The organism is Metamycoplasma salivarium (genome assembly GCF_900660445.2).
Classification (GTDB): domain Bacteria; phylum Bacillota_I; class Bacilli_A; order Mycoplasmatales; family Metamycoplasmataceae; genus Metamycoplasma; species Metamycoplasma salivarium.
In genome coordinates this window covers 166,592-192,755 of sequence record NZ_LR214938.2, presented here as the reverse complement: position 1 = coordinate 192,755, position 26,164 = coordinate 166,592, and the positions used below count along the sequence as shown (strand labels likewise).

General features: G+C 24.7%; 21 protein-coding genes and 5 tRNA genes. 14 read left to right on the top strand and 12 right to left on the bottom strand.

Annotation, left to right across the window (positions count from 1 at the left end):
• Nucleotides 1-39: 39 nt before the first annotated feature.
• The 4 genes from EXC60_RS00980 to rpsP all read right to left on the bottom strand — a co-directional run bounded on the left by EXC60_RS00980 (nt 40) and on the right by rpsP (nt 3,430).
• Nucleotides 40-2,013, bottom strand: a complete 1,974-nt coding sequence (locus tag EXC60_RS00980; protein ID WP_024544185.1) for a hypothetical protein — start codon at nt 2,011-2,013, stop codon at nt 40-42.
• Between the two features lie 94 nt (nt 2,014-2,107).
• A complete protein-coding gene (rplS, locus tag EXC60_RS00975; protein ID WP_024544186.1) occupies nt 2,108-2,488 on the bottom strand; it encodes a 50S ribosomal protein L19 in 381 nt (126 codons plus the stop codon).
• A complete protein-coding gene (gene trmD, locus EXC60_RS00970; protein ID WP_024544187.1) occupies nt 2,478-3,164 on the bottom strand; it encodes a tRNA (guanosine(37)-N1)-methyltransferase TrmD in 687 nt (228 codons plus the stop codon). The genes rplS and trmD overlap by 11 nt, the downstream gene beginning before the upstream one ends.
• A 2-nt stretch (nt 3,165-3,166) precedes the next feature.
• Nucleotides 3,167-3,430 (bottom strand): 30S ribosomal protein S16, encoded by a 264-nt coding sequence (gene rpsP, locus EXC60_RS00965; RefSeq protein ID WP_024544188.1) that lies wholly within the window; start codon nt 3,428-3,430, stop codon nt 3,167-3,169.
• Nucleotides 3,431-3,683: 253 nt separating this feature from the next.
• Here rpsP and EXC60_RS00960 point away from each other — a divergent pair.
• From EXC60_RS00960 to EXC60_RS00950, 3 genes are all read left to right on the top strand, one after another.
• Nucleotides 3,684-3,758 (top strand) — tRNA-Asn (locus EXC60_RS00960).
• Nucleotides 3,759-3,761: 3 nt separating this feature from the next.
• Nucleotides 3,762-3,837, top strand: a tRNA-Glu gene (locus EXC60_RS00955).
• Between the two features lie 2 nt (nt 3,838-3,839).
• Nucleotides 3,840-3,915 (top strand) — tRNA-Val (locus tag EXC60_RS00950).
• A gap of 57 nt (nt 3,916-3,972) precedes the next feature.
• On the opposite strand, the gene EXC60_RS06115 is transcribed toward EXC60_RS00950, so the two are convergent.
• Genes EXC60_RS06115 through dcm_N form a run of 3 tightly spaced genes read right to left on the bottom strand, consistent with a single transcriptional unit; the run spans nt 3,973 to nt 6,399 of the window.
• On the bottom strand, nt 3,973-5,205 hold the full coding sequence (locus EXC60_RS06115) for an MAG4270 family putative restriction endonuclease (protein WP_024544189.1): 1,233 nt from the start codon (nt 5,203-5,205) through the stop codon (nt 3,973-3,975).
• Nucleotides 5,196-5,966: a DNA (cytosine-5-)-methyltransferase gene (gene dcm, locus EXC60_RS00940; RefSeq protein ID WP_232612559.1), complete on the bottom strand. Its 771-nt coding sequence runs from the start codon at nt 5,964-5,966 to the stop codon at nt 5,196-5,198. The genes EXC60_RS06115 and dcm overlap by 10 nt, the downstream gene beginning before the upstream one ends.
• 25 nt (nt 5,967-5,991) lie before the next feature.
• Complete coding sequence (gene dcm_N, locus EXC60_RS00930; RefSeq protein ID WP_129619856.1) at nt 5,992-6,399, bottom strand: DNA (cytosine-5-)-methyltransferase N-terminal subunit; 408 nt, start codon at nt 6,397-6,399, stop codon at nt 5,992-5,994.
• A 109-nt stretch (nt 6,400-6,508) separates the two neighbouring features.
• Between dcm_N and EXC60_RS00925 the strand changes: the two genes are divergently transcribed.
• The 5 genes from EXC60_RS00925 (at nt 6,509) to EXC60_RS06110 (ending at nt 9,335) form a co-directional block, all read left to right on the top strand.
• Nucleotides 6,509-6,584: transfer RNA gene (locus EXC60_RS00925), tRNA-Thr, on the top strand.
• A 3-nt stretch (nt 6,585-6,587) separates the two neighbouring features.
• Nucleotides 6,588-6,672 (top strand) — tRNA-Leu (locus EXC60_RS00920).
• A 108-nt stretch (nt 6,673-6,780) separates the two neighbouring features.
• Entirely contained in the window at nt 6,781-7,659 is an 879-nt protein-coding gene (gene truB, locus EXC60_RS00915) for a tRNA pseudouridine(55) synthase TruB (protein ID WP_024544084.1), read from the top strand.
• Nucleotides 7,646-8,449: a YcsE-related riboflavin metabolism phosphatase gene (locus EXC60_RS00910; protein ID WP_024544083.1), complete on the top strand. Its 804-nt coding sequence runs from the start codon at nt 7,646-7,648 to the stop codon at nt 8,447-8,449. The genes truB and EXC60_RS00910 overlap by 14 nt, the downstream gene beginning before the upstream one ends.
• A gap of 19 nt (nt 8,450-8,468) precedes the next feature.
• The gene (locus EXC60_RS06110; protein ID WP_024544082.1) at nt 8,469-9,335 is read left to right on the top strand and encodes an FAD synthase; all 867 of its coding nucleotides are present in this window, start codon (nt 8,469-8,471) and stop codon (nt 9,333-9,335) included.
• On the opposite strand, the gene EXC60_RS06105 is transcribed toward EXC60_RS06110, so the two are convergent.
• Together EXC60_RS06105 and ylqF are read right to left on the bottom strand one after the other, a co-directional pair.
• On the bottom strand, nt 9,332-11,524 hold the full coding sequence (locus EXC60_RS06105) for an SGNH/GDSL hydrolase family protein (protein ID WP_024544081.1): 2,193 nt from the start codon (nt 11,522-11,524) through the stop codon (nt 9,332-9,334). The two genes, EXC60_RS06110 and EXC60_RS06105, sit on opposite strands and share 4 nt — an antisense overlap.
• Nucleotides 11,525-11,546: 22 nt before the next feature.
• Nucleotides 11,547-12,371 carry a ribosome biogenesis GTPase YlqF gene (gene ylqF, locus EXC60_RS06100; RefSeq protein ID WP_029670583.1) on the bottom strand — a complete coding sequence of 275 codons (825 nt, stop codon included), beginning with the start codon at nt 12,369-12,371 and terminating at the stop codon, nt 11,547-11,549.
• A gap of 63 nt (nt 12,372-12,434) precedes the next feature.
• Here ylqF and holA point away from each other — a divergent pair, with 63 nt between their 5' ends.
• The 6 genes from holA to EXC60_RS00865 all read left to right on the top strand — a co-directional run bounded on the left by holA (nt 12,435) and on the right by EXC60_RS00865 (nt 17,762).
• Nucleotides 12,435-13,397 (top strand): DNA polymerase III subunit delta, encoded by a 963-nt coding sequence (gene holA / locus EXC60_RS06095; protein ID WP_024544080.1) that lies wholly within the window; start codon nt 12,435-12,437, stop codon nt 13,395-13,397.
• A 13-nt stretch (nt 13,398-13,410) separates the two neighbouring features.
• Nucleotides 13,411-14,925, top strand: coding sequence for an alpha-amylase family glycosyl hydrolase (locus EXC60_RS00885; RefSeq protein WP_024544079.1), 1,515 nt, complete (start codon nt 13,411-13,413; stop codon nt 14,923-14,925).
• Between the two features lie 83 nt (nt 14,926-15,008).
• Nucleotides 15,009-15,557 (top strand): MHJ_0274 family protein, encoded by a 549-nt coding sequence (locus EXC60_RS06090; RefSeq protein ID WP_024544078.1) that lies wholly within the window; start codon nt 15,009-15,011, stop codon nt 15,555-15,557.
• Complete coding sequence (gene pgsA / locus EXC60_RS06085) at nt 15,538-16,458, top strand: CDP-diacylglycerol--glycerol-3-phosphate 3-phosphatidyltransferase (protein WP_024544077.1); 921 nt, start codon at nt 15,538-15,540, stop codon at nt 16,456-16,458. The genes EXC60_RS06090 and pgsA overlap by 20 nt, the downstream gene beginning before the upstream one ends.
• A gap of 54 nt (nt 16,459-16,512) precedes the next feature.
• Nucleotides 16,513-16,665 carry a 50S ribosomal protein L33 gene (gene rpmG / locus EXC60_RS00870; RefSeq protein ID WP_024544076.1) on the top strand — a complete coding sequence of 51 codons (153 nt, stop codon included), beginning with the start codon at nt 16,513-16,515 and terminating at the stop codon, nt 16,663-16,665.
• 56 nt (nt 16,666-16,721) lie between these two features.
• Entirely contained in the window at nt 16,722-17,762 is a 1,041-nt protein-coding gene (locus EXC60_RS00865) for an aminopeptidase P family protein (protein WP_024544075.1), read from the top strand.
• A gap of 74 nt (nt 17,763-17,836) precedes the next feature.
• On the opposite strand, the gene EXC60_RS00860 is transcribed toward EXC60_RS00865, so the two are convergent.
• The 3 genes from EXC60_RS00860 to EXC60_RS00850 form a co-directional block, all read right to left on the bottom strand.
• Nucleotides 17,837-18,667 carry a deoxyribonuclease IV gene (locus EXC60_RS00860; RefSeq protein ID WP_024544074.1) on the bottom strand — a complete coding sequence of 277 codons (831 nt, stop codon included), beginning with the start codon at nt 18,665-18,667 and terminating at the stop codon, nt 17,837-17,839.
• 102 nt (nt 18,668-18,769) lie between these two features.
• Complete coding sequence (locus EXC60_RS00855) at nt 18,770-25,861, bottom strand: SGNH/GDSL hydrolase family protein (RefSeq protein WP_024544073.1); 7,092 nt, start codon at nt 25,859-25,861, stop codon at nt 18,770-18,772.
• On the bottom strand, nt 25,816-26,109 hold the full coding sequence (locus EXC60_RS00850) for a hypothetical protein (RefSeq protein ID WP_024544072.1): 294 nt from the start codon (nt 26,107-26,109) through the stop codon (nt 25,816-25,818). Before EXC60_RS00850 ends, EXC60_RS00855 begins: the two co-directional genes overlap by 46 nt.
• Between the last annotated feature and the right edge of the window lie 55 nt (nt 26,110-26,164).

Below are 26,164 nucleotides of genomic sequence, written 5' to 3'. Positions count from 1 at the left end.
TTTACACACTCTCTGATTTTTTTAATTTTTACCTTAATCTTAGTCTAAATTATCTTCTAATCAATAGGTTATAGCATCTTTAGAATATTGACGCGAATTTCCTAAGATCACTTTATAATCATCAATCAAGATAGCTAAAATATCATGATTTATACAGAATGAAGAACAATTTTTTAATAATGGGAAATCTTTATAAAATTTATCAATTAATCTTAAATATTTAGTAAGTTCTTTTTTATTATCGATAGCATTTTGATTGATTTGAACATTGTTTTGCTTAATAATTTCATCAAGTTCATTATCATCAATTGTTGTTGAAACATAATTATTAACGCCAGATAAAATTAAAGCTTGTGGATTTTGCAAATAATAATGAGAACTAAAGATTGCAAATTTAGGTTCTTCAATATCATAATATCTAACATATGGAACATTGATTACATAACCTGATTTATAAACGGCATCAATTTCATTTCTCGAATATCAACCACGCATATTAATATCTTGAATGATAAATTTAGTTGTTTTATAAAATTTTGCAGGTACAAAATATGCTGGTTTGTCATAGGCAAATTCATTATATCTAAAACTAAAGACATTCACATTACTAAATAAATTAACTAATGCTAAATAGTTATCTGTGATGTTATTAAGATCTTTTTTATAGTCTTTATAATCAAAGCTATATTTTCTACCCATTTCATCATAAACTTCAATGCATATGCTTTTATTAGAATATGCCATAGTTAAAAATTGAAAGATTTTTTGACATGAATCATAAATAGAATTTTTAATGTATTTACTAATATCTGAGGCAACAATATTTGATTTATTTTCAATAATTTTTTCATAAATTAAATTCGATGAGGTTTTGTATGTTGCTAAAGAATTAATATAAATATTTGAATACAAATTATGATCTTCTTTATTAATAGGAAAATTGTTTATTCCTTTGTTTACAAAATAATTATAGAAATCAACGAATTTTTGTTGTGAGACTAATGGAAAATATTGAACAAATTTTAATTCATCATTAAAATCATAATCAAAATTCATTGCAAAATCATCATTTTCGCAAACAAACGTTTTTCCTTGCTTACGTCTTTTAGCCAATTCTTTTTTAGAAATAGTTCCTCTATATCTAAAACTTAATCCAGGTAAATAATTTGTTGGCATTGTATAAATTACTTCATAATCAATATAGGGAGTAGGCTCACTATGAGTCGCAGTAATTGTATATGATGTTGTAGTTCCATTACTATTTGTTGTACTTATTGTAATACTTGCTGAAGTAACAACATCATGATAGTATTTGGTGGTATATAAAACATCATATAAAAATGCATTTCTAACTTCATATTTTGTAATTGAATTAAATGCTAAGAAATGTGGAACATTTTGAATAAAAGCGATTTCATTTCGATTTATATTTTTAACATATTCAATCGAATATTCATTTAAAAGCATATTCTTAATTTGATTAATGTTATATTTTGAAAAAGCTTTGCACATTAAGAAAGTTTTTAAATTAACAGCTTCAGAAATTTCATCACTTTTTTCTTTTTCAAATTCTTTATATTCATTAATTTTTTTTCTATTTTTAGGAAAATACATTACAAAAAATAAACCAATTAGCACAAAACTAAAAATAATTATCATAACATTAGCAAATCTTCTAGCACCAACTTTATTTTCTTTATATTTATTGCTAATATCATTTCTTAAACCAACAATTTCTTGTTGCACTTTATTTGAAACTTCATTTATTTTGGTTTTGCTTTCAATATTATCATCATAAAATTTGTCAAATGATTTACTAAAATTGTCTGCAAAAACTTGGTATAAATTTTTTGTAGGATTTAAAACAATTTTATCTGTATCAACTAAAGAGTTTATTATTTCTTTCTTACTATTGTCATTTAGATCTAATTCATTTTTAACTTCAGAAACCACATCTGAAAATTCTTCTTTTGCATCTTCTAAAAAACCTTGATTATTTTCTTGATTATTCATTATTAACCTCTATTCTAGTAATATTTTACCAACAAATATGCTTTAAATAAGCATAAAAAAATGTATGCCTAAATTGAACATACATTTTAAATTATTATTTTTTAGTTGTTTTGGTTGAAGTAACTGGTGATTTAATTTCTTTAAGACGAGCACTTTTACCCTTAAGATCACGCATGTAGTATAATTTTGCTCTTCTAACCTTATTTTTTCTTAGCACATCAATATGTGAAATTAATGGTGAATTTAATTTAAATGTTCTTTCAATTCCAACACCGTAAGAATCTTTTCTAACTTTAATTGACTTGTTAATACCCTCACCATAAGCCGCAATAACTAAACCTTCAAAGATTTGAATTCTTTCTTTAGTTCCTTCTTTAATTCTAACGTGGACTTTGATGTTATAACCTTCGCGCACTTGTGGTAAGTCTGATCTAATTTGATCGCTTTCAACACTTTCTAAAATTCTATTTCTCATTTTTGCTCCTTTTTAGTTTTAAAATAATATCTTTTCTATTTTTATTAGTTTTTAAATATGCTTGTTCATTTCTTCATTCTTCAATTTCTTTATGGTTTCCACTTAATAAAATTTCAGGCACCTTATATCCTAAATAATCAGCAGGTTTGGTATATTGAGGGCATTCTAACAAACCTTCTTTTTCAAAACTTTCATTTTCATGGCTTGTTTTTTTAATCACACCTGGACATAATCTAGCAATAGCTTCTGTGATTACCATCGCAGGAATTTCTCCACCTGTTAAAATATAATCTCCAATTGAAAGTTCTTCATCAACAAAATTTAATACTCTTTCGTCAAAACCTTCATAATGACCACAAACTAATGTAATTTCTGCTTCTTTTGACATTTCATGTGCTTTTTGTTGAGAGAATGTTTGACCTTGAGGTGATATTAAATATTTTTTGCCTTGTTTTATTGTTTGTAAAGCTAAATGGATTGGTTCAACTTGTAAAAGCATTCCATCTCCACCACCATAAATTGTGTCATCAACTTCATGATGTTTTCTTTTTGAAAATTCTCTAAAATTAATCACATTTATCTCAATATGTCCAAGTTGCAATGCTTTTGCAATAACACTATATGATTTAAATGCTTCAATAATTTCGGGAAATAAACTTAAGATATTTATTTTCATAACTATTTTTTGTTATTTTTTATGGTATAAGTTTGATAAAAATTATCAGTTTTTAACAAGTTTCTTACAGTATCAGTTGGTTTTGCACCTTCATCTAAATATTTACTGATAAGTTCATAATTTAGATTCAATTTTTTAGAATTTGGGTCATAATTGCCAAGTTCTTCAATAAATTTACCATCACGAGGTGCTCTAGCATCTGCTGCAACAATTTTGTATGTTGCATAAAACTTTTTACCAGTTCTTTTTAGTCTTAATTTGACCATTTTTGCTCCTTTTTTAAATATATTTAAGTAACATTGTACCACAATTTTTTAGTGTTAAGCAAAAATACTTAACAGATATTGAAAAATCAATGATTTAATTAAAAAAGGTTAAAAAAATTTGCTATTTTTTCCTATAAATTATTTTAAAAGATTGAACATATTTATAAATACATAGTGCTAAACTAAAAAATATTTCTAAACATACGAAAAAATTATTTTTTTGGTTATAATATAAACGCATTTTATAAATGATGCCGACTTAGCTCAGCGGTAGAGCAGCTGGCTGTTAACCAGTTTGTCGTTGGTTCAATCCCAATAGTCGGCGCCATTTGGCCCTATGGTGAAGTGGTTAACACATATGGTTTTCATCCATACACGCGTGGGTTCGAGTCCCGCTAGGGTCACCATTGGAGAATTAGCTCAGTTGGGAGAGCATCGCCCTTACAAGGCGGAGGTCGTGGGTTCGAGCCCCTCATTCTCCACCATTTAACGAAAGTTTCCGAAATAGCAATAAGTTGCTATTTTTTTATTTTCAAAATGGTTTACTTATTTGCTTCTAACAATTTGTTTCTTTGCAAAATAAAATATTTTCTTAAGTCTGATAATTTCTGATATGGTATTTTTGAAAAATATTTTTCAATAGTTGAAAGTTCAAATGGCTTAATTATTTTCTTTTCCCTATAAATAATTTCACCATTTTGATTATATGTAAAATAATTTTTATCAAAAATGTTATGAATATTTTTAGGTAAATTTAATAAATTGTCTACCGATTTTATTTGATAAATTCCATTATTAACTATTTCATTTATTTGCTTACTATCAAAATTTTGGTTAATTTTACAATGGTCAAGACATTTATCGGCCAATAATTTTAGTGTGTCATTTTTGATTTGCGAGAAGGGATAAATATGTGCTTTGTCAAAATGTGTAAATAAATGTTGTGTACCCTCAAAAACAATAATATCCTCTAATGGAGGTAATGAATTTCGTGCATTATTTAGTTTTCTATTTGCAACATTTGCAAAGTCAAAATATTCATTCATTTTGCTTTCAATATTTTCCAAACATTTTTGTGTATCATTCTTTTTTTGTAATAAATCTCTTAAATTTTTAATATTTGTACATAAAATCTTTAAAAAATAAAATAAAAGTGGATTTCTTTCACTAAGATACTCCAAATAATTAATTTTGGATAATTGATTATTTCAAAAGTTATTTAAATTACTATTTAAAAAATTTTTATAGGCATTTTTAGTGGATAAATTGATTATTTTATCAATAAACATAATAAGGTTTCCTTTATAAAAACTATCAACATTTGTAATAACTATTTCAGCATTGTTTGGGCTTGTAAACGAACCACCAGGGTTATTGCCCTTGATAATTGCAATAATATTTTTTAATGTACTTTTATAGTTTAATGAAAATCATTCATTAAGTTTTTTAATTTCCATATCATTTAACAAAATTAGTTTGTTAGCACTTAAATTTGGTCGTGGTTCTTGAATAATCTTGTCATCAAAAATATATTCAAATAATTCCTTTCTAACTAAAAAATTAGAATTGTGCTTTCTAATTCAACTTTGTGTTGTATAAATATCCATCCAAACTTCTAAAAAATTGATTTTTCAACTTAGAATATGTCCATTGCTATCTGCTAAAAATTGCAATATACCTCTTAATCTTGCAGAATTGGATTTATCATCAAAGTAATTTTTGGTTTGTATGTTATACTCAAATTTATATAATTTTTCTTCATCATCTATATGCATTTTATTACCTCTTTAAAAATAGCTTGTAAAACTTCCACACTAATAGAATTACCTGCTGTATAAATTATTTTTGATGATGAAAGTAAATTAGAATTTCTTACTTTTGAATAGTCTATTTTAGTAAAACCCATATATTGATATGCCTCGAAATCAGTAATGTATCTAATAATTTCGCTTTTTTCAAAATAAAACTTAATTCTACTATTTGCACCACTAGCTGTCAAAGTAGGACCTAGATTTAATGTACTATATACATAAGCTTCTGAGTTAAATTTGGTGTAGTTAATTAGATATGATTTAGTAATATTACTTTTTGAAGTAGAAAAATTTGCAAGTTTATAAGTTGCAAGCAAATTTAAATTTTGTGTTGAATTTTTTAATTTTATAATTGAAGATAGTTTTTTTAGATTTTTGATTTTATTAGGAAATTCAAAACTTTGAATTTTGATATCTTTTCTAATAGAAACCATAAAAACACGTTCTCTATTTTGAGCGCTCCCAAAATCTGCTGAATTTAGTACTTTTCATTTAGATTCATAACCTAGTTTATCTAAAACATCAATTCATTTTTTAAAATCATTAATAAATTTTTTAGTTGTTAAAGCTTTAACATTTTCTAGTAATAATGCTTTTGGTAAATGTGATAAGTCATTTAGTAAAATTCTTTCAATTTGATAAAGTAATCCACTTCTAGAAGATTTTGTAATGCCTTTTTGCTTTCCTTGTTGAGATAAATCTTGGCATGGAAAAGAATAAGTTAAAATATCAATATTTTTTGGTAGAACATTATATTTTGTTATATCAGTTCCACTCTCTCTCTCTCTCTCTCTCTCTCGTTCTAGGATATCTCATTAAAAAATAATCATTATTGACATATGCATATAAATAAGGAAATAACATTCTTAGTTTATTTTCATTCATTTTGTTGAAATAATTGTCACTGACGATTGATTTACTATCAGCACTAAAAGTATATTTTGATAACAATTTTATTATTTCATCTTTTGAATAATGTGTTTCTGGTTTCAAATTGCCATAATGTATAGACATATATGCAACTATTGCATCAATGTAAAAATCACAAGCTCCTAAAGATATTACTTCTAAATTGCATTCATTTTCAATATTTTTTAATGCTTTTAGTTGACTACCTATGCCGGCAAACGCTTCAAAAAGTCTAATCTGCTTTTTCATAATTATCTAATTATAACGTATAAAATTGATTGATTATTTGCTTAATTTTAATATCTTTTTTTGTTCAAAAAAAGGAATTTATATATTATAATAATTAAGCATTTTATAGGCCGTCTTAGCTCAGTTGGTAGAGCAACTGACTTGTAATCAGTAGGTCGTAGGTTCAAGTCCTATAGACGGCACCATTTGCGCGAGTGGTGAAATTGGCAGACACGTTAGTTTTAGGCACTAATGCTTTATGGCGTAAGGGTTCAAGTCCCTTCTCGCGCACCATATATTAAATTACGCAAAATTAGATTAGGTAATAATTTACCTAATTTTTTTATCTTTTTTGACTAAAAATAAACTATTATTTTAAGGCCAAGACTAAGGGAGTTTAAAGTGTTTTATAAATTATATAAACAAAAAAATATATCATCATTTAATGCCATCAAACAATTTGCAAAGAAAAATAACATTGCAAAAATTGGACATTGTGGCACATTAGATCCCTTAGCAAAAGGTTTATTAATTGTTGCAACAAATGAGCATACTAAATTAATTGATTATATTTATGCTGATAGAAAATCTTATATTGTTGAAGCAAAATTGCATTATTCATCACAAAGTTATGATGAAGGAAGCGACGTTATTAAATTAAATGACACTAACAATGTAACTAAAGATGAAATATTAAGTGCAATTAGTAAAATAAAGATGCATGAAACACAAATTCCTCCAATTTATAGTGCCAAAAAGATTAATGGAATTAGAAGCTATAAGTTGGCTAGAAAAAATTTAGATGTTGCTTTAAATGCAATCAAAATTAAAATATTTGATCTTAAATTAATAGACTTTAATTTTAATGAACAAACTTTCAAACTTTCATTAGAGGTTTCGAAAGGAACTTATGTTAGAACAATAGTTCATGATCTTGCAAAATTATGTCAAACAGATGCTATTGTGACTGATTTATATCGCTTTAAAATAGGAAATATAGAGATTAATGAACAAGAAGAATTTTGTGAAATAAATGATTATTCAAAATTATTTAATGTATCATTATATACGCTAAGTAAAAAAGAACTTTATGTTCTTTATAACAAAAAATTAGTTAATTTAAATAATGAAATTGCAGATAACAAACATTATTTATTTACTTATAAAAATGAAATAATAGCATTTGGTCAAAAAAATAATGGTGAGTTGAAACTCACAAAAATTTTTTATGCCATATTGCAAAATATTATTACCAAGGAGACTGAAAATGACAAAATATAAAGTAATAGTTTTCGATATCGATGGAACATTATTGCCCTTTGGAGTTGATGAATTAACTCCAAGAACAAAAGAAATGTTTGAAAAATTAAAAGCTAATGGTTTTATTAACGTTTTATGTTCTGGACGTGACATTTTCACAGTTGGAAAGCAAATTCATAATCCTTATGTTGATTATTTTGTTGGTGCTAATGGTACTTTTATTTTGGACTTAAAAACTAATGAATATGTTTTTGAAAAAACTATTAATTATGAAGATTACAAGAAATTTCATAAATTTGCAAAAGAACATAAATTGTCATTTTCTTTTGTAGGTAATAAATGAGGTTATTACAATGAATTATTTGATATTGATCATTGATTTTATAAACCTTTCAAAAAGAGTTTTATTTCAGTTGATGAATTTGAGAAACATAATGATAAAAATTATTTAATTACAATAAGCTCTAAAACTCCACACGATGTTGCTTTAGAACTTACAAAATACTTTGAAAAAGAAAAAATGGACATGTGAGTTTTAGCAGAATGAAATGGTGGTTTATTCATTTCTGCAAAAGGCATAACTAAAGCAACCGCATTAGAAACATTAGCGAAAATGTTAAATTGTTCATTAGATGAAATGGTTGCATTTGGTGACTCTGAAAATGATGTTGAAATGCTATCTGCTGTTGGTTTAGGAATTGCTATGGGAAATGGAGAAGATGTAACTAAAGCATCTGCGAAAGAAATTTGTTTGCCAGTAACTGAAGATGGTCCTTATTTTAAACTTAGAGAAAAAGGATTTTATTACTAATTAAAGTTAAAATTTAAATATGAAAATTTTTAATTGAAATTTAAAAGATAAATTACCTATCGAAGATAAAAGTTTAGTAATTTGTTTAGGTGCATTTGAGACTTTACATTTAGGACATTATGAACTTTTTAAAAATGCGTTTGATTATAAAAAAGATCATCCTGAATTTAAATCAGCTATTTTAGTTTTTAAAAATCCAATTAAAGCTAATAATGTTATTGAAAAAAAAGCATTTCAATTAAAAACTAGACTTTACACTTTAGAAGCACTAAAGTTTGACTACACATTTATTGTTGAAACCAATGATGAAATTAAAAATATTTCAGCATCAAATTTTGTTGATGCTTTAAAACTAAATAATATAAAAACAGTCTCTTGTGGATTAGATTATTGTTTTGGATTTAACAAAACTGGCGATATTAATTTACTTAAGAAAAATTTTGAAGTCTTAATTGCATCACTAAAAAAAGTCAATAAACAAAAAATAAGTTCGACGTTGATTAATGAACTTATTAGTGAAGGCAATGTCGATGCAATTAATAAATTATTGTTAGAAAAATATGCATTAATTGTTAATGCAGATCATTTTAAATTTGCATGACCTTCAAAAATTAACAAATTAAAGCCTGGGATTTATGTAGTTAATGCAGTTATTAAAAATATTGAATATCACGGTCTTTGCTTAGTATCGAAATTTAATGAAAATGAGTTGGATTTAAACAATATTTTATATTTATTAGATATAGAAACTATTCCAAGCAAATATGATGAAATTTTTATAGAGTTCTTAGGCACAATTAGATATATTGAAATACAAAAAGATAATAAAATATCTAATCAAGACATTGACATTGCAATTGGATATTTCAAAACAATTCAAAATTAAGAATTTTTGTTTTTACGAATAATTGCTTTTATTTTTAAATAAGGGCCTAATAGCTTTAACATCATAAACATAATGTTATTAACGCCAATTCATTTAGAAACCTTGAAAACATTTTTTTGTTTACGTTTTTTAGTTACATAATCAAAGATAGAGAAATCTTTAATTTTATTGATAAAGTTAATAAATAAATCATTCAAATTTTTAGGGTTGCTTTTTAAAATTAGCAAAATTTTTCTTAAATTTTCTTTTAATGCTCTTTGATTTTTTCCATCAATTTTATTAATTTTTCAAATAACTAAAATAGTGTCATAGACAAAGTCTACAGTTTTCGAAATATTTTCAAGACTTGAAATTTCCAAAAAGATTTTGTCAAGTAAATAAATTAAGTTATATTTATTGTTTGTAATTCATTTTTGAAAGAAATCATCATAATTATTTAATGGTGAATATAAACTAGCATGGTTAGCTATGCTGCTTACAATAAAAGTTGAAAGTTTTGTAAAGCTTTTTAGTTCTGAAAGGTATTGTCTAATGTTTAAATAATGTTCATTTAGTTTAATATTGAACATTTTTTCTAATAAATTTGTTTGTAAACAATCTTTTAAAAATTCATATGAAATTTTAGAGATTGTTTCTTTTTCATTTTCCAATATTGATGAGTTTAAAATTTGTTTTAAAATATCAAATGAAATTGCTTGACTTGTTTTTAATGTTTCTTTAATTACTGAAATTAATACTTTTAAAGTAATTTGAGTATTTTCATTTTTTAAAACTTTCAATTTGTTTTCAGCAATAAATAGAAATTTTTCAAATTTACCATTTTTTAATAAAGTTAAAACTACTTCTTTTGATTTTTGTTCATCTTGTAAATAAGAACTGATTGAGGAAAGTGATTTATATTTTGTGTTGTTTGGAAATTTATTGTCAATGAATTTTTTTAATAATAAAGAAATATCTTTTTTGTAATATCTAATAAAGTTCTCTATAAATATAGAAATATTCAAATAAGAATTTAGAATTCCACTATATTTGTTTTCCAAATTTGAATTTTTGAATAAATTGAAATTATAAGTTTCACCATAAACTTTTGTAAACAGTTTAAGATTATTTGTTTTTACATCAAAAATTTGAGTATATGATGAAAAATCATTTTGTCAATAAGCTTTGTTTTCAGAATTTATATATTTACCATAAATTTTTGATGAATTTCATTGATATGTTATTTCATCTTTATTAATCATTAATTTTGTATATAAATCCATTGCAACTTTTTTATAACCTTTTTCAGTTGGAAAAAAAGAAAAGGCATTTTCAAATAAAAAATTAATGTTTTTGTTGAAATATTTATAGTCATAAGTGTTGATGTAATTTATATTTAAATTAGCAGCAATTTGTCTTTGCATATTGTCAAACATTCTAAATGCATAATCAAAAATTGACAAATCATTTTTTTCTATATAAGCATTAAAATAGTCTTCAATAACATTTTCGAAGAATAATAAAGGTTTAACATAAGGAACAACAACAATTTTTGCTTTTGGTGCAATCTTCTTTAATGTTTTTAATAAAATTTCGAATTTAGCACTAATTTTTTTAACACTATTTTCAATTAATTGTAATGTTTTATTTAAAACTAAAGGTTTTTCAGCACCATTTGCTTTCATTAAATGTTTAATTTCACCAAATGGCAGATTTGAAACTAAATCAATTATGCCAATAGACAAAGTAATAAAATTTGCTTCACAAACTTTATCATAAATAATTTTGAAATCATTTTTCTTAATATTTCAATTATTAAAATAATTAGTAAAAAAGTTTTTGAATGGATTTGAAACATTTCAATCTTGAATTTGAATAAAATCAATAATATTTTGAGCTTCAACAATTGCTTTTTTATCTAATGTCAATAAGGCAATTCATAAATCAATATTTGATAAAGGCAAAGCTAAATTATCATATGCTTCTAAACTAAGTTCACTATTTTTTTGCAATAATGATGCTAAAAAACTTGGATAACCCAAACCAGAAATTTCACCTTTTGTTAAATTTCCATTTGTATTAAAGCCAATTTTTGAATTATGGCCAGCAACAAATGAATCTCCGAGTGCAACATATTTGATTTTAGAAATTTTTTTACTATCTTTATTAAGAATTGAAAAAAAATTATCAAGCTTTTTTATATCAACCATTATTTATTCCTATTAGTATTAGTTAATCATAAATTATATTATCCAAATTTTGAAAAAATTTAATTAGTAAATTAATTGCCTTGTTAAGGTCAATTTCACCTTTTTGTTTCACAATATTGTTAGCAATTGCATATTGATTAATTTGAATAAAAACATTTTCTTCATCAAATGCAGGCAATAAATTAATTTTTTGTAAAACATAAGGTGCCTGATTAGAAATTAATTTATACATTTCAACAATTACTTCATATAAATTTAAAGATTCAATTCTAATGGCATTAGTTATTGCTAATTTAGCACCAGTTATGTCACTATCAATTTTAGGCATCAAAATTCCAGGAGTATCTAAAAGTAAATAATTTTTACAATTAATTCATTGCTCATGTTTAGTAACTCCAGGCATATTGCCAACTTTAGTACTTCTTGTTTTTGCGAGCAAATTAATTAAAGTACTTTTTCCAACATTAGGAATGCCTAGAACAATGCATTTTAAAGCAGGAGTTAATTTATTTTTTGCTAAATTTTTTTCTTTAAGTTTTTCATAATAAAAATTAATTGCACTATTTAATTTTTGATAAGCATTTTTAGCTTTCAAATCACATGGAATAACTTTGCCATATTTTTCATATGATTTAAGCAATTTTAATGATTTTTCTTGGTTAGTTTTATCTAGTTTTGTTGCAACGAATAAAATAGACTTTTGATTAATAATCTTGAAAATTTCGGGATTAAAACTGCTTAATGGGATACGGGCATCAAGCATAATAATAAAAAGATCGAAAAGTTTTTGCTTTTCTTTTATTTCCCTTAATGCTTTTGCCATATGGCCTGGATATCAATTAATCATTGTTAAACCCTTTGGATAAAAACATAATCTTAAATCTAAAATTAATTATATATAATATAGTTTATGTATCTAATAAAAGGTGATGAAAATTATTTTATCGAGCAAAAAACCAGAGAAATTGTGCAAAATTTTGCTCTGCAAAATAATCATGAAATTAGGGTTATAAATTACAGCATAGATATTGACATTGAAAAATTTGTGAGCGAAATTTTTGATGTTGATATTTTTAGTCCTAAAAAAATAATTGTGTTACAAAATATTGACTTTTTAAATGCAAAAAGTAAGATTAAACCTACTTTATTAGACGAAATTATTCATATTTTAGAAACTAAAAATGATGATATTGAAATAGTGTTTACTCAATATATTGCAAAATATGATAAAACATTCACACCTTCAAAAGTTTTTAATTTTTTATTAAATAATGCAGTTGTTATAGATTGTAAAAAACTTTCTGACCGGGCATTAACACAATTTGTTGCGAAAATGATTGAACAAAAAGGTGGAAAAACTGATGTTTGAACAGTAACAACTTTGCTTTTATCTTTACCAAATGACTTACAAATTATTAATAATGAAATTGATAGACTAATGTTGTTAAATAAGAACATTACTATTCAAATGATTCAAAATAACACATTAAATATTGGTTCTAATATTGACTTTGCGTTTTCAAATGCTTTTATTGACTATTCAAGCATTAGCGAAATTATTGCTAAGTTACAGGAACAATTAAATTATGGAATTAGTGCAAGTCAAATCATAAGCCAAATGACAAACATTTTGTATGATGCCCAATGGTTATATTTTTTGAAAAATAAATATAGCAGTGATGCTGAGATTAATAAGATTTTGAATATGAATGAATATAAACTAAAACTGACAAGAAGTTTTTTAGAAAAAATAGGTTATAGTAAAATAAAAAAATTAACTATTAAATTAGCAAAATTAGATAAAGATATTAAGCTAGGATATGTTGATGAAATCATTGGAATTGAAACTTTTATGTTAAATTTATTTCAATAAAAAAGAGGTATATATGGATCATTTAAAAAAAATTATTAGTTATGAACTTAAATTAGAGACATTTAAAGATAGCAATAGTGATGGTATTGGTGATTTTAATGGACTTTTACAAAAAATAAACTATTTAAAATCATTAAACGTTAATGTTGTTTTTATTGATGATGTTTTAAAACAATATCAAAACGTAACTAATGTTAATGAAGTGAATAACAAATATGGTTCATTACAAGATTTTATTAATATTGTTCAAACTATGCAAAAGTCTAACATTATGTTAAGTCCAATTATTGATTTAAAAGATATTAAACAATTATTTTTAAACTGAAAAAATATGATGGAACTATATTCTGATTCTTTTAGTACTACTAAAGAAATAGAATGAAATAGTTTGCAAAGCAAATACTTAATTAATAATATAGATCCAAACAACAACATTGTTGATTTAGCAAATTTCATTTTGTATTTAGATAAAGTTGTTAATTTTTATAATGAATGTGGAATTAGATGTTTCACTTTTAAAAACTTTGAAATTTTACTAAAATATGATGAATTTACCAAACATTCTAACCTTGAAAAATTAGAAGATTTATATAAAACTTTAAAAAGAATTAATACCAATGCAATAATGATTTTGCAACCTAAATCTTTTAATAAACAACTTTTTAAAAATATTTTAAGTTATGACACTAAATATACAGATTATTTATATTTAAACCTTTTTTCTTTAATTAACATCAACATAGAATTACCATATACTAAAAAAACGCCTTTAAATTTAAGTAAATTTTTAAATGAATATAAATTCGCAATGCATGATAAAAGAATTATTATGTGCCTAGAATCTGATGCATCAGGCAAGATAAATTCAATGTGGGGTGATGAAAAAGCTTATATGAATGAAGCTGCAAATTCATTTTTACTAACATTATTTAGTGGAAAAAATTCGATTGGTTTATATTCAGGATTTGAGCTTGGACAAAATCGAGCAAAATGAATTGAACTTAATAACAATTTTGCAAAAAATGAAGAAAAAAGATATTATGAAAGCAAAAAAATAACTAAAGAAGCTTATTTTGAAGCTAAAAAATACCAATCAAAAGAAAATATGGAAGTTATTATGAGCTGAAACAATACAGATTTTTGTGGCTTCAGTGATTATAATATGTGAAAATTTTCACCAGCTTTAAATTACTATACAAACAATGTTAAAACTGAACAAAATGATCCAAATAGTTGCTTAAACTTTTACATTTTTTTAACAAATTTTATTAAGGATAAAACTTATTTAGATTCACTTGATAAATCTTCAATTTCAGTTAAAAAAATTAATGATATTTTATTTATCAAACGTAAATACAATAAGCAAACATTAAAATTTATTTATAACTTAACTAATAAACCTAAAAGGTTGTTTCCACAATATGGAAACTACAAATTAATTACAAGTAGTTATGTAAGCAAAATTTATGCATCTTTGCCTAAATATTTAGAACCTTTTGAAAGTATCATAATTATTAATGATAATTAGTTTATAATATATAAATTATTTTTAATAATTTTGTGTTATTGAAAGCAAAAATAATTTAACTAAAAATGAAATAGGATAAGAATATGGGAGCACAAGCTAAGTCAAATAGTACAGCAAGTATTGCTATTTATGTCATTTTAGGGCTTTTGTTGGCATTTGTGGTTTTTTACATCGTTTGAAAAATTATGAAGAAAAAGTTGCTAAAGAAAAAAGAACTAAAAGTCTTAAGAAAAAAAGAAGAAGAAACCAAAAAAGTTTATTATGACTATGTTATGTCATTTTATAAAATCATTGAATATGCAGAAAATGAATTAAAAAATTTTGTTCCTTCAATAGGCTCTACTAAAATGAAAGATATAAAAAATGGAGCAAATAAATTAACCGCAAAATTGCTAAAAAGAGAAGATTTTGCTAAATCATTTGCAGATAATAAAGTTTATGAAAACTTTTTAGAACATGCTACAAAAATTGCTAGCTATAATTGCAATTTATGAGAATCAAATATTCCAGAAACAGTTCAATTTTTCAAAGATGAATATAAATTAATTCCTGAAAGTGAACACAAAACTGAATATTTAAATTTAGTAGAACAATCAATTAGGAGACAATATTATGAAAAACAACAAGATTAAATTGAAAGACAAAAAACCTGTTTATACAGAAAAATTTGGAATTGCTAATTGATTAACTGTTACTAGACTTTTGCTTATGATTCCATTTATTGCAATTATGTCTACATTATTTGCTTTGGGGCTTACTGGAACAACTTTTTATTACAATGGTATTACTTTAGAAGGTAAAGGACATAAATTACCATATTCGATTTTATATTGACTAAATGTAATTATTTTTATAGTTGCTATGATAACTGATTTTGTTGATGGTTATTATGCTAGAAAAACAAAAACAATTACTGCATTTGGAAAAATCTTTGATCCAATCGCTGACAAAGTAGCTACAACATTAATGTTAATCTTTTTAGCAATTACAAGAATGACATATTTGCCAGTTATTATTTTATTTATCGTGCGTGATATTTTAGTTGATGGCACAAGAATTTATGCTATTAAAAGAAACATAAAGGTTCAAGCTAATATTTGAGGAAAAATTAAAACAATCTTAATTTCTTTAGCAATTATTGCTTTAGCATTTGCAGGCCCTTGACTTACTGATGCTAAAAAAGATGATGGAACAGAAAATACAATATTGTTATTCTATGTAAACATACCATTATTAATTGGATTAGTATTTTCATGAACTTCTGGAATTATTTATATGTTTAAATACTTGAAAGGCATTAAAAAAGATATTCGTGAAAACAATACATTTGAAATGGATGTTAATCAAGATAAAAAAGACAATAAATCAAATGATAATAAAGATGATAATGATAAAAATTTAGCTTCAAATGGAAATGAAAATAATAATGAAGATAAATCAAATGAAGATAAAACAAATACTGTTACAGTAGAGGCTGAAAAAACAGATCCAAATATTCAAATTGACTTCTCAAAAACTGAAATTTTTGAGTAAAATGTTATAAAATTAAAAGAAATTTCTAATATTAATTTTAGGGAGGGTATTAATATGCCAAGAGAAGGACTTACCTTAAGATGCGAAAAATGTAAAATGGAAAATTACATTACTAAGAAAAATAAAAAATTGCATCCTGACAAAATGGAAGTTACAAAATATTGTGCAAAATGTAATGCACATACAACACATAAAGAAAAGAAATAGAAAATTTCTTTCTTTATTTTTATATATAGGAAAAATAATATTTTAAGGAGTTAAAAATGTTAAAAGATGAATTAGTAAAATATTTCAAAGAATCTAAAGCTGATGCTTATATCTCAGAAGCACCACAAACTAGACTTTGATTTGCAGGTGTTCAAACAACTGATGGATATTTAGTTATTGAACCTAATAAAGCATATTTATTTGTTGATGGACGTTACATTGAGTATTGTACAAAAAATGCTAAAAATGTTGAAGTTATTTTATTAGAAAAAGGTACTTTATCAAAATTTTTAGAAAAGAAAAATTACAAGAAAGTTATTGTTGAGGAAGATTATTTAAAATTAGAAACTTTTGAAGCATTTAAACAAATGCTACCTAAAGCTGAATTTGTTTATGCTAGAGCTCAAAAATTCAGAATTAAAAAAGATGAAGAAGAATGACAAAAAGTAAAAGAAGCTTGTGAAATTTCTCTTCAAGCTTTAGAAGAAGTTAAAAAAATCTTAAGAGTTGGTATTACTGAACTTGAAGTATCAAATAAATTAGGTTATTTAATGAAAGTATTTGGAGCAGAAAAAGAAGGATTTGATTCAATTGTTGCTTTTGGCGCAAATGCCGCTGAACCTCACCATCACCCAACAAATAAAAAACTTACCGAAGGCGATATTGTTAAAATAGACTTTGGTGCACAATTTGCTGGTTGAGTTTCAGATATTACAAGAACATTTTTCTTTGGCAAACCTAAAAATCCTGATTTAGTAAAAATTTTAGATACAGTTATTGAAGCACAACGTTTAGGTCGTGAAATGGTTAAACCTGGTGTAACTACAGTTGATGTTGATAAAACTTGCCGTGATTATATTGAAAAAGCGGGCTATGGTAAATTCTTTACACACTCAACAGGACATGGAGTTGGAATTGATATTCATGAACTTCCTTATGTAAATTCATCGATTCCTACAACCTTAGAAGAAGGTATGATTATTACAGTTGAACCTGGAATTTATGTTGAAAATGTTGGTGGTGCTAGAATTGAAGATACAATTTTAGTAACAAAAGATGGATGTAGAGTATTAAGCCGTCCAGAAGATTACAAATAACATAATTTGATAAATTGAATAATTTAAAAGCTAGCGTTTTATAATGCACTAGCTTTTTATTTGTAGATTAAAAGTTATTTATCAAGCAATAAAGCGATTTCGTCTTTATAAGGACTAAAAACATTGTTAATATAAGGAGTTTCTAAAATAATTGGAAGATCATCAAAATCTCTATCTCAAACGAATTTTTTTAAAACTTCAAGACCAATAAAACCATTTCCAATATTTGCATGTCTATCTTTGTGAGAACCCATTGCATTAGCAGAATCATTTAAATGAATAACTTTTATATGCTTTAAAGCATTTTGTTCAATTAATATATTTTTAAAATCATCATAATCTTTAATGTTATAACCTGCATCTCAAACATGACATGTGTCTAAACATATTGCAATTCTTTTTGAATTAACATTATTTATTACATACATAATGTCTTCAAAATTAGTACATATTTCATTGCCTTTTCCAGCCATTGTTTCTATACAAATTATCAAATTTTCTGTTCTATTTAAAACAAATTTTAAATTTTCAATCAATTGGTCTAACGCTTCGTTTTTATCTAAATCTGTTGCAGAGCCTGGATGTAAAACAATATATTGACTTCCAATTTGATTGGCTCTATTAATTTCAGAAATTAAGAAATTTCTTGCAAATTCTGATTTAGTTTTACTTGCCATATTAATAATATAAGGTGCATGAATCACAATATCTTTTGGTGCAATTTTTCCGGCATATTCTGCAAAATATTCATCTAACATATATTGATCAACATTGACTCTTGCAGCAGTTTGGGGAGCACCTAAATATATCATTGCACAGTTTGCATTATTTGCTAAACTTTCTTTAATAGAACCTACTAAATAATCTGGCTTTTTAAAAGCAACATGACTACCTAATTTAATCATTTTTTTACTCCTTAAAAAATTAGTACCTATTAAAATGATACCTAACTTCAAATTTATAAAATAAAAAACCTAAGTTTGGACTTAGATTTTTTACACTTTTGATTATTCGTTGTCTTTATCCATATCTTTATATAGATAACCATATTGTAAGGCTTTTGCAATTAATACAATATTTTCTTCATTATGATATTCAGTGTCTTTTTTATCGTGGTTTCAAATAAATGCAAGAATTGAATCGTCTGAATGTTTCTTTCATTGCTTAAAGTCTTCAGATCTTGAATCTTTATGGGTTCCGGCAAAGAAATGTTCATCATATTGTCCAAATCTATTTAATCCTACTATGTTAGCACTTTCATTGGTATTATATAATGTTGTAATTTTGTTTTTTAATTCCGTATCTGCAAATAATAAATCTCTAATAATATTGTAAACAGCTGTTGATGTAAATCCTTCTGTAGCAAGACCTTTAAATGTTCCTGTTTGCCAAAATAGATTGACTTTAACTTTAAAGAATACAATGGTTTTTTCAAACTCTTTATTATAAGTTTGCGGATATGCAAGCAATAAGAGAGAAGTGTATATTCTTGTAATTGCTTTATAACTATCTAATTTTTTAACATCTTTAATATTTTCATATTTTTTATTAGAAATATCGGTAATGTAAGATTTTACTGCAGGTATTAATGTAGATTGAAGTAAAGGAGAAATATTATTTAAAAGTGAAACAATCGTTGAAATATCCATATTGTATTTAATAGATATTTTTGGTTTTTGCACTGGTTCATATTTCTTTTCTTCTTTAGTGCTTGCTAGTTGTTGCAATGCTCTTGCTGATCTAGATTTTAGTTTCATTTTGCCTAAATGTTTCGAAGCACTATCTTTAAGTGTGCCAGTAAATAGGAAGCTATATAATCCACCGTCTAAACTAAATTTAGTTACTTCAAACATATAGTTAATAAAGTTTACATAACTAGTTGGATCAACATTTTTCATAATATTGTATATGTTATTTCCCAATGCAACCGCTTTAACTAAATCAATATTAATTTCATTGTTTGAAGGGTTAAAGTCACTTGTTGCAACTATTTTTGAAGCGCCTTTAATAATAGTGTATATAAGTTGCATAATTTGATTATCAGTGTTTGTTGGTAGATGTTTTAGTTGCTCAAATACATTATTGTAAATTTGCTCAAACAATGTTTTTTCTTTCACTATTGATTTTAAGAAACTATCCATAAATTTAGCAACTGTATTATTTTTGTTTTTTTCAACAATATTTGTTCTGTAAAGTTCAGGTTTTGCTAAAAACATTTGGTTCAATGTAATATCAATTTGCTTTGAAAATAGATCATTGCTTGTAATTACTGATTCAATAAATTCTTTAATTAATGTTTTTAAATCATTAATGCTTGTTGAATTAGCAAGTTTTTGAATAACATCAACTCATCTTTCTGAATCTTTAAGAGTTTCAGCATTATCGAAAATTGTTTCAATAACTTTACTAATTAGCTCTTTAGTTTTAGCATTTTTAAGGACTGAAATAATAAATTGTTTAGTAATATCTTGAGTATTTGAATCTTTATTAATTACATTAACTAGATTTAATTTGGTTAATAATTTTTCAATTTTTGTTTCATCGTTAATATATTGACCAAAGATGTCTTCAATTAGTTTAATAACATCAGCTTTAGATTCTTTAATTGTAGTTTGAGTTAGAATTGAAATCAATCATTTAGGATCTGTGAATGGCAAATTAATAATTGTATTTTTAATAGTTTCTACAAATTTAGCAGGGTCATCAAGGTTATTGATAATAGCATTTGAAAATGTGTCATATAGTTTTACATCATCAAAGATAGTAAATGCATGAGCTAATAATTTTTTAAAGAATTCATCATGTTTGTCATCAAAAACAATATCTGACATACTTTTTGCAACATTTTTGATAATTGCAACTAAATCATTTTGAACTGTAGGCGTACCTAAAATATTATTTGCATATGCAATAAATTTAGGTTTAATGTCATCTTTGATTTCAACTAATATTTTTTTAGCAAATGATATGTATGTTTCAACATTGTCAAAATCAAAGTTTTTACTAAACATAATATCAACAACGTCTTTGATAAATTGTTTAGTATATGAAGATTTAATTATTGATGAGAGTAATGAATCAAATTGTTCTTTAGTAATAAATTCTTGGACAGAATTTGGAAGTTGAGTGTATATATCTTCTAAATTAGGTAAGAATTTTTCTATTCCAAATGAATAAATATTTGCTATTAACTTGCCAATTAAATCTTTTTTATTTGCAAATGTATTATCTTTTAAAATTCATGCAAACAATTTAAATTGCTTGTTAGGTGTGTTAATTTGTTCTTTAATATTAGCTAGTATTTCACCGAATAAATTAGTTTTAATTTTTCCAAATTCATTATTGTCAATAAATGTCGTTAATTTTAAGATAGCATTTTCAGTTAATTTGAATTTATCATCTAATGTCTTGATTAATTTAGGAATAAAGCTAATTAAATCATTTTCGTCATTTTCAGTAAATTCATCTATTAATTTATATTCGTTAAACAATGTAAACAATGCTTCTTTAATATTTTGTTTGTTTAAGATTGAAGTTAGAGTTTTTTCAATTAATGTTGATAATTTAGTTCCATCATTTTTAAATAATTCTGTAACATATTCGGTGAAATTATTTGCTTTTTCAAAAACTTGCAAGTTATTAAACATAGTGTCAAAAATAGTGTTATAAATTTCTTCAATAACATCATTATTTAAAAGTTCATCAAGTATTTTTGAAACTTTTTCTACGTCTATAAATGCAGAAAGTGCATTTGATATAACTTCTTTTAAATTAAACTTATCTTTAAATAAACCATAACCATGTGTTAACAATGATTTAAATAGTTCCTTAGCTGTTTTTACATCATCAGTTTTCATAATTGCTTTAAATAGAGCAAATTTGTTATCTAAAATATTAGATTTTATCTTGTTAATTAATACTTTTACATCTATTTTTGTACCTTTATCTGCTAATTCTTTAATAGCTAGATTAAGATCATTTTCTAAAATGTGAGTGTTAGATTCAATGTTCACAAATGCAGATAAAGCAACTTTTATAAGTTCATTAATCTTATTGTCATCAAAATTATTTAGATAATCTGGGTAATTTTTATGCAAGTAATTTTTAACAATTGTTGCAAATGAAGCTCTAATTGTTTCATTTTTTAAAACACTTGTTAGATATATAGTAAATTCTTTAGCAAAATTCTTAGTAATTTCAGCATTTGGTTTAAAGAATTGCTTAATAACATTATCAACTAATGTTAAACTTGACAACATTTCAGCATTTGCTGATTTTAGAACCATTGTCATAAATTTTTCTAAGAATTGTTTTGTTTCAGGAAGTGTTACTAAATTGTTGGTTAATGTTTTAAATTCATTTTCACTAATATATGAAGATAATTTTGAACCAATTGATAATCAAATCAAATTAGAAAAGTGGTGTTTATTATTAATTTCAGTAAACAAGGTTGCAAATTCTTTACCAAAATATTCTTCTTTACCTTTAATTCTTTCTAACAATTTAGCTTTTATTTGATCTCTTAAATCAATTGAGAATTGTTTTACATCAAAATTTTCATTTTTGTCAGCTATGTATCTAAAAATCCATTGAATAGTTGGGACAAAGTATTTTAATTCTTCGTCAGATTTAACAAAATATTCTGCAACTAATGCAAGTAGTTTTTCAATTCTTTCTTCTGTTACTTTATCTTGATATTGAGGTGCTTTTGAAGAAAGAATTCTCTTAGCAAATTTGGCTATGAGAGTTTTAGCAGTTTGTGATGTTAATTTTTCTGTAAAGATTTTCTTTAAAACATTAGGTAATTCTTTATATAAATAACCATCTTTATTTAAAGCAATTTTCAATAAATCACTAAATGTTTTTAGATTGCTTAAATCTTGTTTTTTCATTGACAAGAAAGTCTTAACAATTGTGTTTCTTAATAATTCTTGTGCTGATTTATTATTTAATAAAGTAGTTGTTAATGTTTTAAATTCATTTTCACTAATATATGAAGATAATTTTGAACCTACAAAATTCCAAGCATAATCTGCTAGATTAAGTTTTGATTTAATTAATTTGTAAAGATTGTCAAACAATTTTTCTAAAATAGCTTCTTCTAAATCAATGTCAGAAAGAAGAACTTTAACTATTTTAATTAATGTTTCTTTGTCTTTTATTTGAGATTTTAGGTTGTTTGCAAATTCTAATAATATTGCTTTAAAATCAAGCTTTTCATTTGGATTTCATAGCAGTAATTTCTCAACAACAAATTTTGCAAAATCATTGCTGATTGCAAGTTCATCATCAATTTTAAGAGTAGTAGATAAAATTGCCTTAACAATTTTTTTAGCATTATCTTCATCAATACCTTCAAAAATTGAAGTTGAATTTATTAGTTTATAAACAACATTTATAAATTTTTCATTATCTTTTGAAGATGACAAAATATCTTTAATAAACTTAACTGGATTTGTTTTATTAGATGAGAAGATTGCATTTGATAAGTCTTTTAAGCTTTTAATTTTGGTTCAATCAAAGTCATTATTTGAAGTTATATTAAGTATAAAATTAGCTAATTTTTCTAAATTATCATCACTTACAAAACTATCGAATATTTCATTAAAATCATTTTCAGAAATTAATGCAGGTAATTGGCTCTTAATAAGTTCTAATAATTTTTGTTTAAAGCCAAATTGCTTATCTAAGTATTTATAAACATTGACAAATAATTTTTTGAAAGTTTTTTGAATTTGAGGGTCTTTAAGTTCGTTGCTTGAAGAAACAATTTTTAAACTTTCAATTAATAGAGTTTCATAGTTTTTCAAAGCAAAATCTTTGAAATTGTTAGCTAATGTTTTTGCAAATGTATCAAATTTGAAATCTAGTCCATTAGTTTTTAATTCATTTAATAAACTATTAGCTAGCATTTTGTCAAAATTAAATTTATCATTAATTGCAATTCCAGAATTTATGAATGCACCAACTAGTTTTTTAAGTTCATTTTTTTCAATTTGAGGTTCTTGTTGCATAATTTCTGGATAAGCTGTAGATATGTAATCTGCTAGTATATTTCCAAATAATGTGTTAATATCAGCATCTTTTAATAATGCGTTAAATAATTCAGAGAATTCTTGTGCGATTTTTCCATTTTCGGTTTGATTTGCAAAAAATGCTTTAATTAATCCATTAAATGAATCAATTGAATCTAAAGAATTTTCACCAATAGAGGTTAATAATGATTTTAAAGTTTGCCCAAAGAATTTAGGCATTTTTTCATGAGTAATAATTTTAGTTAGTAAATTTTTGTATTGTTCTTTTGAAGGAATATATGTTTTAACTGAGTCATAAGTTTTATCAATAAGTTTGCCAATTATCGCATCAAACTTGTCATATTTTAATGCATTTTGAACAAATCTTGTAATCGCATCGGTAAATTCATCTTTAAATTCTTTTGTAAAGTCACTAGATAAAATTTCTTTTGCAAGTTTAAGTAATTCTTGAGGGTCAAATAATGTTTCATTCAAAATTTTTGTTAAATCAGCAAAATTAATATTTCCAGTTTTTTCATCTGATGCAGCTTTTTGTGTCAATTCTTGAGCTTTATCTAAGTTTTTCTTTAAATAATCTGATTTAACAAATCATTTAATTAAAGCTTTTAGAGCGGCTTTATTTTGGTTTTTGAAGAAATTAGGAATATTTTCATCTGGATCAATTTTCTTTAAAAAGTCTGATTGGAAAATTTTATTAACAATAGACATAAAGATTTCTTGAATGTATCCTTCAGGAAAACCTTGCAATCTATTTGACAAATTATTACCATTTAATTTAGGTTCAATAGCCTTATAAAGTTCATCTTTTTCAAATAGTTTATTGTAAGCATCTTGTGGATTTTCACCAATTATGTCTTTATAAATTTTTGAAACACTTTCGTTAGTTTCTATTTGTCATTTATAAGCATCATTAGTTTTATTGGTATATTTCTTAGTTCAACCTAAATTTTGTAATGCTTCTTTATTTACTATGTGAGAAATAAGTCTTACAAACACATCTTGTGCAAGTTTTTTATAACCATATGGAGTTGGATGCAAGTCAAACAATATTTTGGTTAAATCTTTTTGGTTTTTGTTCCAAAAACTATTATCAACCATATCAATAAAGTTAGTATTATCACCTACATTTTTTACAGCAGTTTTAAGCGGATCGCTTAATTGATCCATTAAAAATTCAAGACTTGCAAAAGATTTAAGTTCATTAGGAATAGGTGCTGAACTAAGCAATGAACTTAGTAATCTATAAAAAGGGGCAGGATAATTTAACACATTTATATTAAGATTTGGGTTAATCTCTTTAATTTTATTTAATAATGCTTCCATTCTTGCTTGAATTTCATTTTTTGCTTCTTGCAAGAAAACTAAGAATTTTAATAATTTTTGTTGATCAAATTGACCTTTAAGAAACATTTCTTGTAAATCATCAATAAGTCCTACTTTTTCAAACACTTGCAAAGCAATTCTTAAAAAATCATTTGCACCCAAAGTCATTGTCATTAGGTTAGCATTTTGAATTTCTTTAATTAATTCTTCTTTTAATTTAGCTTTATCGCTAAATCTATAAAATGTACCTTGATAAACACTATGTTCTTTTTTATATTTAGGATCTGTTGGAGTATAATCAGCATCTAATAAATCCAGTCATTCTCAAATGGTTGAATTTGTAGTAGCAAAGTTTTTGAAACTTTCGAGTCTTTTACCACTATCTATTTTATTTAAATAATAAGCTAAATAAGCTGCAAGTGACATGCCAGAAACATTACCATTTTTAAATTCACCATGATAGTCTTGATCTAATTCACCAGTAAATCCAGCTGAAATAGAATCACCAATTGATAAATATCTAATTTTGTCTTCTTTTTTAATTAAAACATCAGATTTTGGACGTTTATATTGACCTTTTGGTAATTTAAATCCCGTTATTGTTTTTGCAGCAGGATCACTAACTTTGTCTGTTCCTATCTTTTTAACAACATAAGTTACATTTAAAATTGTTGGATCATCACCAATTGATAAATTTAAAATTGATACTTCATATTTTTGTGTATCATAATTAGAAAACAAGATATTTTCTTTAGTAATTTTTGAAGCTTCTTTTGATGATTTTTTTCAACATCAAGTGTGATGTTTTTAGCAACATCATTTAATTCTTTTTTAACATCATCAACCACTGGTGGTGGAGTTGGTTTATCAGGATTGTCAGGTTTATTTGGTGTATTTGGCTTGCACTTAGAAGCAGCAAGCGGTAATATTACAGGTAGTGTTAATAAACTAGCTAAAGCATATAATGCTTTTTTATTTTTTTGTTTCATTTAAAAAACCTCTCAGTTAATTTCTTGTTTATCTATTCTACTTTTTCGTAAGTAT